Below are 17822 nucleotides of genomic sequence, written 5' to 3'. Positions count from 1 at the left end.
GCATTCTGTCGCAGGCGGCAACTGGTCGCGGTCAGATGCGGGCGCCCCCGCCGCTTGGCCCCGCGACCCGGACGGGCTAGGACCGGCCCATGCCCGAACTTCCCGAGGTCGAAACCGTCCGACGCGGCCTGACGCCGGTGCTGGAGGGCGCGCGGCTGTCACGGGTCCGGATCAACCGGCCCGACCTGCGATTTCCCTTCCCCGAGCGCTTTGTCGAACGGCTGGAGGGGGCGACGGTGCTGCGGATAGACCGGCGGGCCAAATATCTGCTGATGCCGTTGTCCACCGGCGAGACTTGGATCACCCATCTGGGCATGACCGGCCGCTTCACCCTGGACGGAACCCTGCTTGGAGAGTTCGAGGAGGCCGCGCCCATCGCCGGCAAGCACGAACATTTCAGCGGCTGCGCCATTCGCGATGGGGCGGCGACCCGCATCGGGTACGCCGACGCGCGCCGGTTCGGCTTCATGGGCCTGATATCCAGCTACCAGATCGAGACCCATCCCTGGTTCGCCGGTCTGGGGCCCGAGCCGCTGGGCAACGGCTTTTCCGGCGCCCATCTGGTCGAGGCCTTCGCGGGCAAGAAGCAGAACATCAAGGTCAGCCTTCTGGATCAGCGGATCGTCGCCGGCCTGGGCAATATCTATGTCTGCGAGGCCCTGTACCGCGCCCGCATCTCGCCCTTGGTCGCGGCTGGATCGGTGTCGAAGGCGCGGCTGGAGCGTCTGGCGACCGAGGTTCGAAACGTCCTGAACGACGCCATCGCGGCGGGCGGCTCGACCCTGCGCGACTTCGCCAACGCCGAGGGCGGCCAGGGCTATTTCCAGCACCGGTTCGACGTCTATGGCCGCGAAGGCGAGCCGTGTCGGGGTGAGACATGCACCGGCGTCGTCGCCCGCATCGTCCAGGGCGGCCGTTCCACCTTCTACTGCTCCTCCTGCCAGAAGAGGTAAGCCCATGAGCGACCGCATCTGCCTGTTGCGCGGCGTCAATGTGGGCGGGGTCAAGGTCCCGATGGCCGAGCTGAAGGCCATCGCCGTCGAGGCCGGTTTCGCCAACCCGCGCACCCTGCTGGCCAGCGGGAATCTGATCGTCGAGAGCGACGCCGAACCTGCCGATGTCGAGGCGCGGCTGCAGCAGGGCATCGCCGCCCATTTCGGCCGCCCCATCGAGGTGATCGTGCGCACGCCCGCGCAATGGAAAGCGCTGATGGCCGCCAATCCGTTCGCGGATCAGGCCGGGATCGACGGCTCCAAACTGCTGGTCATAGTGATGAAGGCCGGGATCAAGGATGGGGCGGTCGAGGCCTTGCGTGGTTGCGCGGCGGGGGACGAGCGGGTCGAGCCGTCCGGCGGCGACCTGTTCTTCTGGCATCCTGACGGCCTGGGTCGCTCGAAGATGGCGGAGAAGGCCCAGCCGCGCCTGATCGGCGTCGGCACCGGCCGCAACTGGAACACGGTGCAGAAACTGGCCGCCATGGTCGGGTTGGAGGACTGAGCGATGCGCAAAATCCACCTGTGGATCAGTCTGATCGTCGGCGTCCTGGTCTGGGGCGCCTATTTTGTCCACTTCGTCCAGGGCTTGCGCACCGGCGATCTGGGTGACCTGATCTGGTGGTTCGTCGCCGCCCTGGTCGTCGCCGCCGTCGCCGAGGGCGCCGCCACCGGCCTGATCGCCCGGCTGTTCCGCCGCCGCGCCCGCGTGCTGGACGAGGGGCCGACGCTCCAGGCGGCGCTGAAGGCGGGTCATGTCGCCCTGATGCTGCTGGTCGGCCTGGTCTTGATCTCGGCGCTGATCCTGGCCCTGTCGTCCGTCTTCGGCTGGACCTTGGACCTGTCCGGCGCGCGGGGTCAGGTCATCGCGGCTAATCTTCTGCTGGGCATGGTGGTCGTGGTCGAACTGGCGCGCGCCGCCCTGACCCTGGCGCTGATGCCCCGACGATAGCGGCTGCGCTAGCGGGCCCCGCCTCGCGCCTGTATGACCGCCGTCAAAGGAGACCGACCATGGCCGACGCCTATTCCAACCTGCTGATCGAACGCCACGCCGACGGCTATGCGGTGGTGACCCTGAACCGGCCCGAGGCGCTGAACGCCCTGAACGCGGCCCTGTTCAAGGACCTCGCCGACTTCCTCGACAGCGTCGAACAGGACGACAGCGTGCGCTGCCTGATCCTGACCGGCTCGGGCGAAAAGGCCTTTGCCGCCGGCGCCGACATCAAGGAGATGGCGGACCAGACCTATGCCCAGATGTACGCGGGCAACTATTTCGCCCTCGGCCACGACAGGATCACCCGGTTCAGAAAGCCGATCATCGCCGCGGTCAACGGCTTCGCCCTGGGCGGCGGCTGCGAACTGGCCATGCTGTGCGATTTCATCGTCGCCTCGGACAAGGCGAAGTTCGGCCAGCCCGAGATCAACCTGGGCGTCGCGCCGGGCATCGGCGGTTCCCAGCGCCTGACCCGTCTGGTGGGCAAGTCCAAGGCCATGGACATGGTCCTGACGGCCCGGATGATGGATGCGACGGAGGCCGAACGCGCCGGTCTGGCCTCGCGCGTCTTCCCACACGACACCCTGCTGGACGAAACGCGCAAGATCGCCGCCAAGATCGCCTCGCAAAGCCCGCTGGCGGTCATGGCCAACAAGGAGATGGTCAACGCCGCGCTGGAGACGACCCTGACCCAAGGCGTCCAGTTCGAACGCCGCCTGTTCCACTCCCTGTTCGCCTTCGAGGACCAGAAGGAGGGCATGTCCGCCTTCGTCGAAAAGCGCAAACCCGAGTTCAAGGGGCGATAGGTCGCAGGCGCGGGTCAACCGATCGCCGTGATCGGGCGTTAGGGGCGAATGATGATCCGCCTCCTCGCCTCGCTCCTTGCGACCCTGTTCGTTCTCGCCCCTGTCGCCGTCCAGGCCCAATCCCAGACCCAAGCTCAGGCTCCGGCCTTCAGCTCCAGCCGCATCATCGTCGAGACGCGCGGGCGGGGGCCGGACCTCATCTTCATCCCCGGCCTGGGCTCGACCGGCTCGGCCTGGCGTTCGACGGCGGATCGGCTCGATAACCGTTACCGGGTGCATCTGGTCACCCTGCGCGGCTTCGGCGAGACGCAAATCGGCGACAATGTCAGCGGCGGTCTGGCCGGCCCGGCCGCCAGCGAGATCGAACGTTACATCCGCGAGCAGCGCATCGACCGTCCCGCCGTGATCGGCCATTCTCTGGGCGGCCAGATCGCCCTGCGCGTCGCCGCCGATATGGGCGACCGGATCGGGCGCGTCATGGTGGTTGATTCCTCGCCCTTTTTCCCGTCGCTGATCGATGCGCGCACCACATCGGATCAGGTCGAGCCCCTGGCCCGGCTGGGCTATCAGGCCCTGCTCCTGTTCGGCGATCAGGCGCTGAAGTCGCAGGTCGCGGCCTTCGGCGTGGACATGGGTCTGGCCGGCGACATGGTGTTCCAGGGGCTGGGGCTTCAGGGCGGCGACCGGCGCGTCCTGGCCCAGGGTCTGTATGAGGCCCTTACCGTCGATCTGCGCCCCCGCCTGTCGCAGATCACCGCCCCGGTCACTGTCGTTTATGGCTGGACCCGCGATCCCGACGCGCCCCGCAACCGGTTGGAGGGGCTGTATCGCTACGGATTCCAAGGCCTGGCGCGCCCGGTGCGGTTCGAGCGGATCGAAGGCGCCGAGCACCAGGTGATGATCGAACAGCCGCAGCGGTTCCTGGCGGCGGTGCAGCGGTTCCTGAGCTGACGCTCAATCCTTCAGCGCATCCACGACCACGCCCTCGGTCAGCAGTTGCGGCAGGATTTCCGGCTCGGCCCGACCCGGTCGATACAGCAGATACAGCGGCACGCCCGATCGCCCGTGCACCTGAAGCTCACGCGTGATGGCGTCGTCGCGCCGGGTCCAGTCGCCGACCAAATAGGCGGCGTTCGCTTCGCGCATCGCCTTGGCGACACGCGGCGAAGACAGGGCCGCGCGTTCGTTGATCTTACAGGTCACGCACCAGTCGGCGGTCAGATTGACCAGCACGGGGCGTCCCGAGGCGGTCGCTGCATTCACCGCCGCCGCCGACCAGGGCTGGGCCGCCAGCGGGCCGCTGTCGCCTTGCGGCGCGGCGTTCGCATTCCGCGCTGCACCGGCCGCAACGCCTGCCAGGCCCAGCGCCAGAACGCCGACGACGACCGCGCAGATCGTGGTCAGGATCGGTCGTTCATCACGCTGGCGCGCCGCTTGCGCCAGGCCTGTCAACCAGGCCGCCAGGGCCAGCAGCAGCGCCGCCGTCAGCAGCAGGCCCAAGGCGTCTACGCCGCCCTGTCGCGTGAACACCCACAGCAGCCACAGCGCCGCGCCATACATGGGAAAGGCCAGCAGACCCTTCAGCCGCTCCATCCAGACGCCCGGTCGCGGCAGGCGCGACAGCAGGCCGGGCGACAGGCTGATCACCTGATAGGGCAGGGCCAGGCCCAGCCCCAGCATCAGGAACACGGCCAGCGCCATCGGCCAGGCCAGGACCAGGGCCGCGCCGAGCGCTGCGGCCATGAAGGGCGCGGTGCAGGGCGCTGCGACGACCACGGCCAGAACGCCGGTGAAGAAGGCGCCCGCGGAACCGGGCAGGCGCGACAGGGGGCCGGACCCCGCGTTCTGCAATCCGGCGCCGACATGGAAGGCGCCCGACAGGTTCAACCCGACCAGCAGCATGACCAGGGCTAGGGCGGCGACCACGCCCGGCGACTGGAGCTGGAACCCCCAGCCGATCGCCTGACCCGCCGCCCTTAGCGCCAGCAGAACGCCGGCCAGAACCAGAAAACTGACCAGCACCCCGGCGGTGAAGGCCAGGCCGTCGCGCCGCGCCCGCGCCGGATCATGCGCCGCCGCCGACAGCGACGCCGCCTTCATCGCCAGAACTGGGAAGACGCAAGGCATCAGGTTCAGCACCAACCCGCCCAGCAGCGCTAGTCCCAGCGCCTGAAGAAAGACCCAAGCGCTGGTCTTCGTCGGCGTCGCCGTGGTTTCGTCCAGCGGCTTGAGCGCCGCGCCGCCTTGGACGCCTGCCAGAGGCGCGCCCGGCTCCGCCGTGATCTCCCACGCGCCCTTGTCGGTCGCCAGGACCCCGCTCAGCTCCGTCTGCGTGGCATCCTTGCCGGCCGTCAGCGTCAGGGTCAGGCCGTTCGGACCCCGCTGGCCCGACTGGGCCGCCGCATGGTCGATCCGCCCGCCGTCGAAAGGATAGAAATAGACCTGGCCGATGTCGGCCCCAATCAGCGGCCCGCCGGTGGCGGTCAGAATCAGCTGGCCGCCCTGACGCGTGACGCGCGCCTCGATCCCGGCCGGGCGAGGCGCGGTTTCGACCAGCCGCTCGATCTCTTCACCCCAGGGTTTGGCCAAGGGCGCTGCGCCCTCGCGCACCGGCAGCGCCAGCGACAGGGTCATCGGCTCGGGCACGCACTCACGGTCGCTGCACACTAGGAACATCGCGTCCGTCGTCAGGGTCAGCACTTCGCCCGGCCGCGCCGTCGAGGGCACATGGATCGGCACTGGCAAAAGCACCGCGCCCGAATAACCGTAGTTCATCAGGCTCATCAGCCGCTGGCGGCTGGGCAGGGGCCACAAGATCGGATCGGCGGTCACCCCGGCGGACAGGGTCCAGATCAGGCTGGTCGCACCGCCGCTGTCGCCCGGATTGCGCCAATAGGTGTGCCAGCCGGGCGCGATCTTCTGGCGCACCGCCACCACGGTCGTCGAACCGGGCGCGACCCATTCCGACATCGGGACCAGTTCGGCCTCGATCCGCTCGGTCCGCTGCGGTCCGAAGGCGACGACGCCCGTGGGTTGGCTCTGCACCGGCTGGGAGACGGTCGCCGAAACGCCCGTCAAACTAAACAGCAGGCTGAGAAAAAGGGCGAAGAGGCGCAAACGCGTGTTCCGGCAGGCGAAGGGGAGCGCCGCAACCTAATGCGTCACGCGTCCCCGCGCCATCGCTGCGCCCGCCCCCGCGTCGATCAGCGCGGATAGGCCTCGTAGATCACTTCCGCGCGGCGCCGCAGCGGTTCGTCATTGCCGGCTGCCGTTGTGGCGCCCGCATCGCCCGCGGCGTTCAGCTCGAAGATCGGCGCGGGCATGCCCGCCTGGGTCAGCGCCTCGACCACGGTCCGCGCGCGCCGCTGCGACAGGTTCAGATTGGCTTCGGGCGTTCCCGTGGCGTCGGCCAGGCCCACCACGCGCACCTTGCGCACGTCGCAATCCTTCGCCTTGCTCGCCGCCGCCTTCAGCACCATCGCCGCCGGCTCGGTCAGCCGCGCCTGGTTCTCCAAGAAATAGATGTCGAAACGCCCCGGCGCGCACAGCGATTCGCCCACCACCAGCGCCTCGCGCTTGGGCATCGGCGCGCACGCCGCCAGCATTCCAACGGCCGCCACAGCCAGACCCATCGATCGCTTCATCTCAGCCCTCCTCCGGCTCGGCCGGCCCATTACGCAAAAGAGGCGGCCCGTCGTCCGACAGGCCGCCTCTTCAACCTAACGCCGGTCGCGGACCTTCGCGACCGGCATTTGATCACTGATCAATAACGGCGCTGACCGTTGTCCCAGTAGCACTCGTCCTGGCGATTATCGTAGCAGTAGTAGTAGCGGCCTTGATTGTCGCGGTAGCGCTGCTGGTTGTTGCGGTCCTGGTTGGAGCCGCGGATGGCGCCGGCCGTGCCGCCCAGGGCGCCGCCGATCAGAGCGCCGGTCGCAGCATTGCCGCCGCCGACGTTGTTGCCGATGATTGCGCCGGCGACGGCGCCCAGGCCGGCGCCGATGGCGCCTTGGCGGACGGTTTCATTCGAGCCGTTGTTATAGCCATATGGGTCGCTTGCGCAGGCCGAAGCCAGCAGGCCGGCGCCGGCAATCGCGATAATCGCCTTTTTCATGGTGAATTCCTTTGTCCCTGGGTGTTGGCCCCTGTGGGCAGCAAACGTGTCCTCGCGGCATAGGTTCCGCGTCGGCAGGCTGCATCCGCAACTATGGTGACGCTTGGGCGGAACGACGGCGCCTGCGGGGCGTTCGGCCGCCATGACCGATGTCGCCCAACCCCCCTCCGATGCAGACGACAAAACTGCGTTGACGCCCCATGCCCAGATCCGGCACGCTGTGATGCTGGTCAATCCGCTGTCCGGAAGCGTGGGGCCCCGCGCCGCCGGCGAGGCCGAAGCCCTGTTGGGGCAGTATGACCTCAAGGCCGAGGTCGTGTCGTTTGAAGGGGGCAACTTCGACCAGATCATCGCCGACGCCTTCGCCGCCAAGCCGGACGTAATCTTCGTTCTGGCCGGCGACGGCACGGCGCGCTCGGTGGCGTCGAAGGCCAAGCCTGACGGACCGATGATCGCGCCCTTGCCTGGCGGCACGATGAACATGTTACCCAAGGCGCTTTATGGCACCGGCGACTGGAAGCTGGCGCTGAAGCGGGCGCTGGAGGAGGGCGAGCCTCAGGCCGTATCGGGCGGCGAGGTTCAGGGCGAATACTTCTATTGCGCCGCCATTCTGGGATCGCCGGCGCTGTGGGCCCCGGCGCGCGAGGCGATGCGGACCGGCAAGATCAAGCTGGCCTGGCAATATGGTCGTCGCGCCCTGAAACGCGCCTTCTCCGGCCGTCTGCGCTTCACTCTCGATGGCGGCGAGAAACGCCGCACCGAGGCTCTGGTGCTGATCAGCCCGATGATCTCCAAGGCGATGGAGGATCCCATTGGACTGGAGGCCGCCGCCATGGACCCCAGCGACACAACCCAGGCCTTCCGCCTGGCTGCGACAGCCTTGTTCAGCGATTGGCGTCAGGATCCGGCCGTCTCGACCCGTCCGGCGAAACGGATCGAGGTGCGCGCCCGCTCGAAAATTCCGGCCGTGATCGACGGCGAGCCGCTGCTGCTCAAGCCCGAGGCCGTGATCCGCTTCGTGCCCAAGGCCTTCAAGGCCCTGGCGCCCAAGCCGCCCTCGGCCGAGGACAGCATCTAGTGGGACGCGTTCTTCAGTTCTCCGACGTCCATTTCGGTTGCGAGCACAAACGCGCCTGCGCCGCCGCTCTGGACTACGCCCACGCCACGCCCAACGATCTGGTGCTGATCACCGGCGACATCACCCAGAAGGGATTCCCCGACGAGTTCAAGGCGGCCGGCGAATGGATGCGGGCCATGCCAGAGCCACGCTTCGTCATCGTCGGCAATCATGACGTGCCCTATTGGGATGCCATCGCGCGGGTTTTCCATCCTTGGCGGGCGTTCGAGACGGCGACAGGCTTTCCCGCCCACGACGGGCAGTTCTGCAGCGATGCGGTCATGGTGCGCGGGGTCGTCACCGCGCGCGGCTGGCAGGCGCGGCCCAACTGGTCGAAGGGCGTCATCGATCTGGACCAGACGCGCCGTGCGGCCGAGGCCCTGCGTCAGGCGCCCATCGGCGCGCTGCGAATTCTGGCCTGCCACCATCCGCTGATCGAGATGGTCGGCACGCCGATGACCGGCGACGTCAAGCGCGGCGACGAGGCGGCCCTGATCTTCGCCGAGGCGGGGGTCGATCTGATCATGACCGGCCACGTCCATGTGCCGTTCGCCATGCCGATCCCTCTGGCGGACCGCTGCTCCTACGCCGTCGGCTGCGGGACGCTATCGCATCGCGAGCGCGGCGCGCCGCCCGGCTTCAACCAGATCGACTGGGACGCCAAGACCATCACCGTGACGGCCCTGGCTTGGGATGGAACCAGCTATCGCTCGCACCAGGTGTGGCGACTGCCGCGCCGTCAGGACACCCGCAAGGCGACCACCGCGCCCAGCCCGCTCGAGCCGGGCGCGCTGGAGAAGGCTGCGGTGTAAAGACTTCAGATCCGTCCCCTCCCTGAGAAGCGGGGAGGTGGCTCGAAGCTTAGCGGGGAGACGGAGGGGTTCTTCGCCACATTGCAGGCGCCAGTGGGTCAACAACACCTCTACCCCTCCGCGGTCCCCCTCCCCACGCTGTGGGGAGGAGACTTTCTCGCCTACCGGAACGGCGGTTCGTCGAAGGCGCGTAGCTTGCGCGAGTGCAGCTTGGAGCCTTCGCTGCGCATCAGATCGACCGCCTGGATGCCGATCTGCAGGTGTTCGGAGATCGAGCCTTCGTAGAAGCGGTTGGCCTGACCCGGCAGTTTGATCTCGCCGTGCAGCGGCTTGTCCGACACGCAAAGCAGCGTTCCGTAGGGTACGCGGAAGCGATAGCCCTGGGCCGCGATGGTGGCGCTTTCCATGTCGATGGCGACGGCGCGGCTCTGGTTGAAGCGCAGGGCCGACTTGGAATAGCGCAGCTCCCAGTTCCGGTCGTCGGTGGTGACGACGGTGCCGGTGCGCAGGCGCAGCTTGACCTCGTCGCCGGGCATGCCGCTGACCGACTTGGTGGCGTCGTACAGGGCGCGCTGCACCTCGGCGATCGAGGGGATTGGAATGTCGGGCGGCAGCACCGCGTCCAGAACGTGATCGTCGCGCAGATAGGCGTGGGCCAGCACATAGTCGCCGATGGTCTGGCTGGCGCGCAGGCCGCCGCAGTGACCGATCATCAGCCAGACGTGCGGACGGGTGACGGCCAGGTGATCCGTGATCGTCTTGGCGTTGGACGGGCCGACGCCGATGTTGACCAGGGTCACGCCCTTATGGCCCGGCGCGGTCAGGTGATAGGCCGGCATCTGGTGCTTCTTCCAGGCCGTGTCGCTGATCGCCGCCTCGGGGTTGGGCGTATCGCGCGTGATCACCACGCCGCCGGCGCAGGACAGGGTCTGATACGGCGAGCCGGGCGTCCGAAGCTGCTCGATGGCCCAGCGCACGAACTCGTCGACATAGCGATTGTAGTTCGTGAACAGGACATAGGACTGAACGTCGTCCACCGGCGTGCCGGTGTAGTGTTTCAGCCGCGCCAGCGAGAAGTCGGTCCGCAGGCCGTCGAAGTGCGACAGGGGAAAGTCGCCGCCCATTTCGAACAGGCCGTCGGCGATCTCGTCGCCGATATGGGCCAGGTCCGTAGTGGGGAACCAGCGCGCCAGGGCGGCCGTCATCGACCGGTCCAGCGCGACCTCAAGCCCGTCGGTCACATAGGGGAAGGGGATCTCCTGGCGAGACAGGCCAACTTCGAAAGTCGCGTTATATTCCTGCTCCAGCAGGCCCAACTGTTCGGTCAGATAGGGGCGGAAAAGGTCGGGCCGCGTGATCGTGGTCGAATAGCTGCCTTGTCTCGACAGCCGGGCGTAGGCGCGCGGCTCCAGGTCCTGGGGGCGATCCCCGTCCCAGCGGATGCGAAGTTCGGGATAGGCGAACACCCCTTCGGCGCGTTTGACCGGATCGGGCCGCGCGCCGGTATTGACGAAATCCCGCACGGCGTCGCGAAGGTTGGTCACGGATTGGGTGTAGAGGGTTTCGAGGCGGTCCAGCGCCGCCTGTGCTGTCATCTGTTCTGTCATGACTTCCTCTAGCGAAGCTTCGCGGCTTTGGCGAGGCGCCGCTCGTTCAAACCCGATTTCGCTGCATTGCAGCAATTTATGACGGGCGTGCGGTTGCGGATCGGGGCGTGACGGCGCATCTGGCCCGGATGTCTTCTTCCCTTGCGTCAGCGCCCGCCAAGAAGGAGCTCGGCTTCGTCGAGTTCGTCTGCCTCATAGCCCTGATGATGGCGCTGAATGCGCTGGCGATCGATTCCATGCTGCCGGCCCTGCCGCACATCGGCGCCGACCTGAACGTGGCGACCGACAACGACCGACAATGGGTGGTGACGGCCTATCTGCTGGGCTTCGGCGGGGCGCAGCTGTTCTACGGTCCGTTGGCGGATCGGTTCGGGCGAAAGCCTGTCCTGCTGTTCGGCGTCGGCGTCTATGTGATGTTCAGCCTGCTGGCGACCCTGGCGCCGACCTTCGAGACGCTGATCATGGCCCGCGTCGGCCAGGGTCTGGGCAGCGCCTGCACTCGCGTGCTGGCCGTCTCCATCGTGCGCGATCGCTATGAGGGGCGCACCATGGCGCGGGTCATGTCGTTCAGCTTCCTGGTCTTCCTGGGCGTGCCGATCCTGGCGCCGTCGCTGGGACAATTGATCATGCTGGTAGGGCCGTGGCGCTGGATCTTCGCCGGGCTGGGCCTGATCGGGGTCGGCCTGATCGTCTGGGCGTCGTTGCGACTGCCCGAGACGCTGAAGCCCGAGGACCGTCTGCCCATTCAGGTCAAGCGTCTGACGGCGGCCTACAAGATCGCCCTGACCGATCGTACGGCCGTCGGTTACACCTTCGCGATGACGGCGATCACCGGGGCCCTGTTCGGCTTCATCAACTCGTCACAGCAGATCTTCGCCGACGTCTTTCACGCCGAGGCGGCGTTTCCGGCGGTGTTCGCGCTGATCGCGGGCGGCATCGCCGTGGCCTCGATCGTCAATGCGCGTCTGGTGGTGAAGCTGGGTTCGCGCAAGATTTCGCACACCGCCCTGATCGGCTTCACCAGCATCGCCGCCATTCATGCGGGGGTGGCGATCAGCGGCCATGAATCGATCTGGACCTTTGCGGTGCTGCAGACCCTGACCATGTTCTGTTTTGGCCTGATCGCGGGCAATTTTGGATCGATGGCGATGGAGACGATGGGCAAGATCGCGGGCACGGCCGCCTCGATCCAGGGGTTCATCTCCACCATCGTCGGCTCGCTGCTGGGCTTTGCGGTGGGCCAACAGTTCAATGGCACGACCATTCCGATGTCGGTCGGCTTCACCGTCTTCGGCCTGATCGCCCTCGGCTGGGTGCTGTTCGCTGAGCGGGGACGGCTGTTCCGGGCCCATCACGCGCCGGTCGCCGCCAAGGCTTGATCTTTTTCGCGTTTCCGCGCGTTCTCCGGGCCAATCGTCAAGATCAGCCCAGGAAAACCTCGATGACGCGCAAAGCGCTCGGTCTCGTCTCCGCCCTCGCCCTGGCCGCCGCCATGGGTCTGAGCGCCTGCTCCACCACGACGGGAGGGTCGGCCATGACCCCGCCCGCCATCGCCCCCGCGCCCGGTCCCGAAGCGGTGGACGTCCACACCCACGCCCGGCCCGAGATCGCCCGCGTCGTCGATGTCGCCTTGGATCTGACCGCCGACTTCAACGCCAAGACCCTGGCGGGCACGGCGACCCTGGACGTCCTGGCGATCCCGGGCGCCAACGAGATCGTGCTGGATATCCGCGACCTGGACATTCAGGACGTGCGCGACGCGGCGGGCCAGCCGCTGCGCTATGTCGTCGGCGACAACGACCCGATCCTGGGCCAGCCGCTGACGGTCTATTTCCCGGCCTTCGCCGCCAATGAGCGACGCAAGATCACCATCCGCTATTCGACCCGCCCGAATGCGGCGGCCCTGCAATGGCTGAGCCCCAGCCAAACGGCCGGCGGACAGAAGCCGTATCTGTTCAGCCAGGGCCAGGCGATCCTGACCCGCACCTGGGTGCCGACCCAGGACAGCCCCGGCATCCGCCAGACCTATTCGGCCCGCATCACCGCGCCCGAAGATCTGACGGTGGTCATGAGCGCCGATCACCTGACGCCCAACGGCGAGCGAGCCGCAAACGGCATGAAGACCTGGCGCTTCCGGATGGACAATCCGATCCCGCCCTATCTGATCGCGCTGGGCGTCGGCGACATCGCCTTTGCACCGTTCGACGGCCGCACCGGGGTCTGGACCGAGCCCAGCCGCCTGCGCGCCGCCCAATGGGAGCTGGAGCCGACCGCCCAGATGGTGACGGCGGCCGAGAAGCTGTATGGCCCCTATCGCTGGGGCCGCTACGACCTCTTGGTCCTGCCGCCGTCCTTTCCGTTCGGCGGGATGGAAAACCCGAAGCTGACCTTCGCCACCCCGACGATCATCGCCGGCGATCGCTCGCTGGTGTCGCTGGTCGCGCACGAACTGGCGCACTCCTGGTCGGGCAATCTGGTCACCAACGCGACCTGGAACGACTTCTGGCTGAACGAGGGCTTCACCGTCTATTTCGAGAACCGGATCATGGAGTCGGTCTATGGCCATGACCGCGCCATGCAGGAGCAGGTGCTGGGCTGGGACAGCCTTCAGGACACGCTGAAGTCCCTGCCGGCGGCGGACACCCGCCTGCATCTGGACCTGAAGGGCCGCGATCCCGATGATGGCATGAACGACATCGCCTATGAGAAGGGCGCTCTGTTCCTGCGGACCATCGAGCGCACCGTCGGGCGGGATCGGTTCGACGCCTGGCTGCGCGGCTATTTCGACCGCAACGCCTATCGCCCGATGACCACGGCCATGTTCCTGAAGGACATCCGCGACAACCTGATCAAGGGCGACGCGGCGCTGGAAAGCCAGCTGCAGATGGACGCCTGGGTCTATCAGCCCGGCCTGCCGTCCAACGCCGTCGCGCCGGTGTCCCATGCCTTCGAGCCGGTGGACGCGGCCGCCGTCGCCTTCTTCAAGGACAAGGGACCGGCCTCGGCCATTCCGTGGACGGACTGGAACACCCAGCAGCGCCAGCGCTTCCTGGGCTGGCGGCCCGAGGGTCTGCGGACGGGCGCCGACTGGCTGACGAATGCGCAGCTGGCCGATCTGGAGCGTACGCTGAACCTGGCGAACGAAGGCAACGCCGAACTGGCCTTCGCCTGGCTGCAGATCGCCCTGGCCCATCGCTATCAGCCGTCGGTCGCCACGGCCGAGAAGTTCCTGACCAGCCAGGGCCGTCGCAAGTTCGTCCTGCCGCTGTTCCAGACCCTGTGGAATGAGGGCGACTGGGGGCGCGGCAATGCGCGACGCATCTACGCCGAGGCCCGGCCGCTCTATCACCCGGTCACCAGCGGTTCGGTCGATCAGCTGGTCGGACGGCCGTAAGGCTAGAGGTCCACGACCGCCACGCCAGTTTCCTCCGACAGTCGTTCCGCCAGGACGGCGCGGTGGCAGCCGGCGTGGTCGGCCTCGAAGCACAGCAGGGCGACGGGTTTGTCGGCCGCCAGCGCCTTCAGCCGCTCGTATTCGATCTGCGCCTGGGGCTCGGCCAAGTGATCGGCGAAGATGGCGCGCATCTCTTCGACACGGCCCTTGCGCGCCGCGTCACGTCCCGCCTTGGGCGTGCCCAGCCCGCGCAGGTGGACATAGTCGATCCCTTCGACCTTCAGGCTCTCGCCCAGGATCGTCTTAGAAAAGCCGGCGCGGCGGGATGCGGCGACCGCGCGAACATCGACCAGGGTCTGCACGCCGGCCGTCTTCAGCCGCGCGATGACGTCGGCCTGGGTCGCGCCCTCGTAGCCAATGGTGAAAAGCTTCATCCGCCTCAGATGGGCGGCCGCGCGTCGAACGCCAGCGTGACCGTGAAGGCTCGCGTTGCGGTGCGGCGCCCTATCGTCTATCCCGCCGAAACGGATTTCGACTGGAGCTTTCCCCATGGCTGACCTCGCCCCCGGCGTCGTGACCCTCTTCGGAGGTTCGGGCTTTATCGGGTCGCAGGCGGTGCGCGCCCTGGCGCGTCGCGGCTGGCGCATTCGGGTCGCCGTGCGCAACCCGGTCCTGGCGATCGAAATCCAGCCGCTGGGCGATCCCGGACAGATCCAGTTCATGCGCTGCGACATCACCAACCCGACGGATGTGGCGCAGGCCGTGCGCGGCGCGGACGCCGTCGTCAATCTGGTCGGCGTGCTGCATGACGCAGGCGGCAAGCGCGGCTTCGACGCCGTCCACACCGAGGCGGCCAAGACCATCGCCGAGGCCGCCAAGGCGGCGGGCGTTGAGCGCCTGGTCCAGATCTCGGCCATCGGCGCCGACGCCGCCAGCCCCTCGGCCTATGGTCGCACCAAGGCCCAGGCCGAGGCCGCCGTTCGCGCCGTCTATCCGGACGCGGTGATCCTGCGTCCGTCGCTGGTGTTCGGCGCGGGCGACAGCTTCCTCAATCGCTTCGCCGCCATGGCGACGATGGCGCCGGCCCTGCCGCTGATCGGCGGCGGCGAAACCCGGTTCCAGCCGGTCTATGTCGGCGATGTCGCCGAGGCCATCGCGCGCGGCGTGACCCGCGCGGACGCCGCAGGCCGCACCTACGAACTGGGCGGGCCGAGCCTCTACACCTTCCGCGAGGTGCTGGAGCTGGTGCGTCGCGAGACGGGCCGTGACCGGATGCTGGTTTCGGTGCCCTTCATCGTCGCCAAGCCCCTGGGTTCGCTGCTGCAACTCAGCCGGTTCGTCGGCCTGACCCCGCCGCTGACGCGCGATCAGGTGCTGATGCTGGAGAAGGACAATGTGGTCGCCGCCGATGCGCTCGGCCTCAGCGATCTGGGCATCGAGCATCCGGCCGGCATGGCGGCGATCGCCCCGTCCTATCTGTGGCGCTATCGCGTCGGCGGCCAGTTCGCCGAAGCGCCCGCCCACTAAACCCTCCCCCTATGACGCCGCCGCCGGTCGCCTTCGCGGCCGGCGGCGTCTTCTGTTCGGGAACAAAGAGTGCACAGCTTAAGGATGCCGGCCACGCGCCCCCAGTTTTCCTCGACCGATATGCCTGACCTGAACGACGCGCGGGCGTTGTTGGCGCGCGTCTGGGGTCACGCCGACTTCCGGGGGCTGCAAGGGCGGGTGGTCGAGCAGATCCTGTCGGGCGGCGATGTGCTGGCGGTCCTGCCGACCGGCGGCGGCAAGAGCGTCTGCTATCAGATCCCGGCCATCCTGCGCCCCGGACTGGGGCTGGTGGTGTCGCCGCTGATCGCCCTGATGACCGATCAGGTCGAGGCGCTGAAGCAGCAGGGCGTCGCTGCGGCGCGGCTGGATTCCGGCGTGTCGCTGGACGAGCGTTCGGCCATCTGGGCGGCGGCGCGGTCGGGGGAGCTGGACCTGCTCTATGTCTCGCCCGAAGGTTTGGCGGCGGGCGCCATGATGGACCGGCTGGCGGAACTGCCGCTGAGCCTGATCGCCATCGACGAGGCGCACTGCGTCTCGCAATGGGGCCATGACTTCCGCCCCGACTATCGCAACCTGGGCCTGCTGGCCGAGCGGTTCCCCGACGTGCCGCGCATCGCCGTCACCGCCACCGCCGACGCCCGCACCCGTGACGACATCTTGCGCTCGCTGCGGCTGGAAGAGGCGACGGTCTTCGTCGACAGTTTCGCGCGTCCGAACCTGCAACTTTCGGCTGAGCGCAAGGAGAGCGCGTCTCGGGCCAAGACCGATGCGCGGGTCATCGAACTCGTGCGCGAACGGCGGGGCAAGTCGGGCGTCGTCTATTGCGGCAGCCGCGACGGTTGCGACCGCGTGGCCCAGGCCCTGCGCGACGCCGGGACCAACGCCATCGCCTATCACGCCGGCATGGATACGAAGGAGCGCGACCGCCGGCTGGAACGCTTCCTGGCCGAAGAGGGCGCCGTCATGGTCGCGACCATCGCCTTCGGCATGGGCGTCGACAAGGCCGACGTCCGCTTCGTCATCCACGCCGATCCGCCCGGTTCGCTTGAGGCCTATTGGCAGGAGATCGGGCGCGGCGGGCGCGACGGCGAGCCGGCCGAGGGCATCACCCTGTATGGGCCGTCCGACATCGCCTGGTCCTTGCGTCGGCTGGATAGCCGCCCGATGGCCGAGGAGGTCAAACAGGTCCAGGTCAGGAAGACCCGTCAGCTGTTCGCCATGCTGGACGGCGCCGTCTGTCGCGCCCAGGCCGTGCGGCGATACTTCGGCGAGCATGACGCCCAGCCTTGCGGCGTCTGCGACATCTGCGGCGACCCGCCCCAGCTTTATGATGCGACCGTCCCGGCCCAGAAGGCGTTGGCGGCGGTGCAGCGCTTGGGCGGCCGGTTCGGGCGCAATCGCGTCGTCGATCACCTGACCGCCCGCACCAAGGACGTGCAGCCGTGGGAGCAGCAACTGTCCACCTGGGGCATCGGGCGCGAGATTTCGCTGAACAGCTGGCGCGAGATCGTCGATCATTTGCTGTTCGAAGGTCTGCTGGCCGAGGATCCCAACGACGGCAAGCCGCTGGTCGGGCTGGGCGATCCCGAAGCGGTGCGCGCCGTCTATCGCGGCGAGCGCCAGATCGAGGTGCGTCGCGCGCCTCTGAGGGCCGATACCGCCCCGCGCCGTCGTGACCGATCGGGCGAAGGCCGCAATGCGGCGCTGGAGACGATGGACGCGGACGTCCGCGCCCGGTTCGAGGCCTTGCGCGCCTGGCGCCGCGACCGCGCCTCGGAACAGCACGTCCCGCCCTATGTCATCTTCCAGGACCGGACGCTGCTGGAGATCGCCCACGCCGAGCCGGGCGACCTGAACAGTCTGGGCGCCATTTCCGGCGTCGGTCAGTCGAAGCTGGATCGCTACGGCAAGGGCGTGCTGGAGGCGTTGGCCGCCCTCTAGAAGGCGTCAGACTTCCGGCTTGGGCGGGGCGGTGATGACTTCGACGTTGTCGTTCAGCAGATAGGACAGTTCCGACAGGGCCGTGGCGCGCTCGGCGGGGTTGGCGGCGGCCTGAACGGCCTGAACCTTCTTGGGCATGTCCTCGGAAATGCCGCGCAGGATGCATTTCAGATCGCCGTCGGTGCCGCGTTCCTTCAGGACCAGGTGGCCCTGCATGTCCAGGGCGGCCAACTGTTCGGCCTGGGCCTTGAAGCCGGTGAAGGCCTGGCTGGTGAAGAAGGCGGCGTCGTCGGCGGCCTTGGCGGCGGCCCAACCGTCCACCACGGCCTTCAGGCTGGCCGAGCGCGAGATGATGTCGGCGAACAGCGGCTCGCCCGCCACCGAGATCGGCGCGCCGGGCGCGGCGGCCGGCTGTTCGGCGGCCAGGGCCACCGAGGGATTGGACATCGCCAGGGCGATCGTGAGAGCAAGGCCGCAGGACATGGAGGTGACTTCCT

17 protein-coding genes are annotated in these 17822 nt (G+C 68.0%); 11 read left to right on the top strand and 6 right to left on the bottom strand.

Going from position 1 to position 17822, the window contains the following annotated elements; genetic code table 11:
* Positions 1 to 89: 89 nt before the first annotated feature.
* The 5 genes from mutM to ASF31_RS10510 are packed head-to-tail and all read left to right on the top strand — an operon-like array spanning position 90 to position 3743.
* Positions 90 to 953 (top strand): bifunctional DNA-formamidopyrimidine glycosylase/DNA-(apurinic or apyrimidinic site) lyase, encoded by an 864-nt coding sequence (gene mutM, locus ASF31_RS10530; protein ID WP_055754598.1) that lies wholly within the window; start codon positions 90 to 92, stop codon positions 951 to 953.
* 4 nt (positions 954 to 957) lie between these two features.
* Entirely contained in the window at positions 958 to 1497 is a 540-nt protein-coding gene (locus tag ASF31_RS10525) for a DUF1697 domain-containing protein (RefSeq protein WP_055754597.1), read from the top strand.
* Between the two features lie 3 nt (positions 1498 to 1500).
* Positions 1501 to 1944, top strand: coding sequence for a hypothetical protein (locus tag ASF31_RS10520; RefSeq protein ID WP_055754596.1), 444 nt, complete (start codon positions 1501 to 1503; stop codon positions 1942 to 1944).
* A gap of 59 nt (positions 1945 to 2003) precedes the next feature.
* On the top strand, positions 2004 to 2792 hold the full coding sequence (locus ASF31_RS10515) for an enoyl-CoA hydratase-related protein (RefSeq protein ID WP_055754595.1): 789 nt from the start codon (positions 2004 to 2006) through the stop codon (positions 2790 to 2792).
* A gap of 51 nt (positions 2793 to 2843) precedes the next feature.
* A complete protein-coding gene (locus ASF31_RS10510) occupies positions 2844 to 3743 on the top strand; it encodes an alpha/beta fold hydrolase (protein ID WP_200918616.1) in 900 nt (299 codons plus the stop codon).
* 3 nt (positions 3744 to 3746) lie between these two features.
* Here ASF31_RS10510 and ASF31_RS10505 read toward each other — a convergent pair whose 3' ends face one another.
* The 3 genes from ASF31_RS10505 to ASF31_RS10495 all read right to left on the bottom strand — a co-directional run bounded on the left by ASF31_RS10505 (position 3747) and on the right by ASF31_RS10495 (position 6906).
* Positions 3747 to 5870, bottom strand: a complete 2124-nt coding sequence (locus ASF31_RS10505; RefSeq protein WP_055754704.1) for a protein-disulfide reductase DsbD — start codon at positions 5868 to 5870, stop codon at positions 3747 to 3749.
* Positions 5871 to 5995: 125 nt separating this feature from the next.
* The gene (locus ASF31_RS10500) at positions 5996 to 6436 is read right to left on the bottom strand and encodes an OmpA family protein (protein WP_200918615.1); all 441 of its coding nucleotides are present in this window, start codon (positions 6434 to 6436) and stop codon (positions 5996 to 5998) included.
* Positions 6437 to 6555: 119 nt separating this feature from the next.
* Entirely contained in the window at positions 6556 to 6906 is a 351-nt protein-coding gene (locus tag ASF31_RS10495) for a glycine zipper domain-containing protein (protein WP_055754593.1), read from the bottom strand.
* A 142-nt stretch (positions 6907 to 7048) separates the two neighbouring features.
* On the opposite strand from ASF31_RS10495, the gene ASF31_RS10490 reads away from it, so the two are divergent.
* Entirely contained in the window at positions 7049 to 7984 is a 936-nt protein-coding gene (locus ASF31_RS10490; protein WP_055754592.1) for a diacylglycerol kinase family protein, read from the top strand.
* On the top strand, positions 7984 to 8835 hold the full coding sequence (locus ASF31_RS10485) for a metallophosphoesterase (RefSeq protein ID WP_055754591.1): 852 nt from the start codon (positions 7984 to 7986) through the stop codon (positions 8833 to 8835). The genes ASF31_RS10490 and ASF31_RS10485 overlap by 1 nt, the downstream gene beginning before the upstream one ends.
* A 161-nt stretch (positions 8836 to 8996) precedes the next feature.
* Here ASF31_RS10485 and ASF31_RS10480 read toward each other — a convergent pair whose 3' ends face one another.
* Complete coding sequence (locus ASF31_RS10480) at positions 8997 to 10442, bottom strand: AMP nucleosidase (protein ID WP_055754590.1); 1446 nt, start codon at positions 10440 to 10442, stop codon at positions 8997 to 8999.
* Positions 10443 to 10570: 128 nt separating this feature from the next.
* Here ASF31_RS10480 and ASF31_RS10475 point away from each other — a divergent pair, with 128 nt between their 5' ends.
* Together ASF31_RS10475 and ASF31_RS10470 are read left to right on the top strand one after the other, a co-directional pair.
* On the top strand, positions 10571 to 11821 hold the full coding sequence (locus ASF31_RS10475; RefSeq protein WP_055754702.1) for a multidrug effflux MFS transporter: 1251 nt from the start codon (positions 10571 to 10573) through the stop codon (positions 11819 to 11821).
* Between the two features lie 62 nt (positions 11822 to 11883).
* Positions 11884 to 13836 carry a M1 family metallopeptidase gene (locus ASF31_RS10470; RefSeq protein ID WP_055754589.1) on the top strand — a complete coding sequence of 651 codons (1953 nt, stop codon included), beginning with the start codon at positions 11884 to 11886 and terminating at the stop codon, positions 13834 to 13836.
* Positions 13837 to 13838: 2 nt separating this feature from the next.
* Here the strand turns inward: ASF31_RS10470 and ASF31_RS10465 are convergent, their stop codons facing one another.
* Positions 13839 to 14270, bottom strand: coding sequence for a DUF488 family protein (locus ASF31_RS10465; protein WP_055754588.1), 432 nt, complete (start codon positions 14268 to 14270; stop codon positions 13839 to 13841).
* Between the two features lie 115 nt (positions 14271 to 14385).
* Between ASF31_RS10465 and ASF31_RS10460 the strand changes: the two genes are divergently transcribed.
* Together ASF31_RS10460 and recQ are read left to right on the top strand one after the other, a co-directional pair.
* A complete protein-coding gene (locus ASF31_RS10460) occupies positions 14386 to 15363 on the top strand; it encodes a complex I NDUFA9 subunit family protein (protein WP_055754587.1) in 978 nt (325 codons plus the stop codon).
* A 120-nt stretch (positions 15364 to 15483) separates the two neighbouring features.
* Positions 15484 to 17325 carry a DNA helicase RecQ gene (gene recQ / locus ASF31_RS10455; protein WP_055754701.1) on the top strand — a complete coding sequence of 614 codons (1842 nt, stop codon included), beginning with the start codon at positions 15484 to 15486 and terminating at the stop codon, positions 17323 to 17325.
* Positions 17326 to 17331: 6 nt separating this feature from the next.
* On the opposite strand, the gene ASF31_RS10450 is transcribed toward recQ, so the two are convergent.
* Positions 17332 to 17772, bottom strand: coding sequence for a hypothetical protein (locus tag ASF31_RS10450; protein ID WP_235551313.1), 441 nt, complete (start codon positions 17770 to 17772; stop codon positions 17332 to 17334).
* Between the last annotated feature and the right edge of the window lie 50 nt (positions 17773 to 17822).

Source organism: Brevundimonas sp. Leaf280 (genome assembly GCF_001422455.1).
Lineage (GTDB): Bacteria > Pseudomonadota > Alphaproteobacteria > Caulobacterales > Caulobacteraceae > Brevundimonas.
Note: the sequence above shows the minus strand (reverse complement) of the source record. Positions and strands in the feature narration are given on the sequence as shown.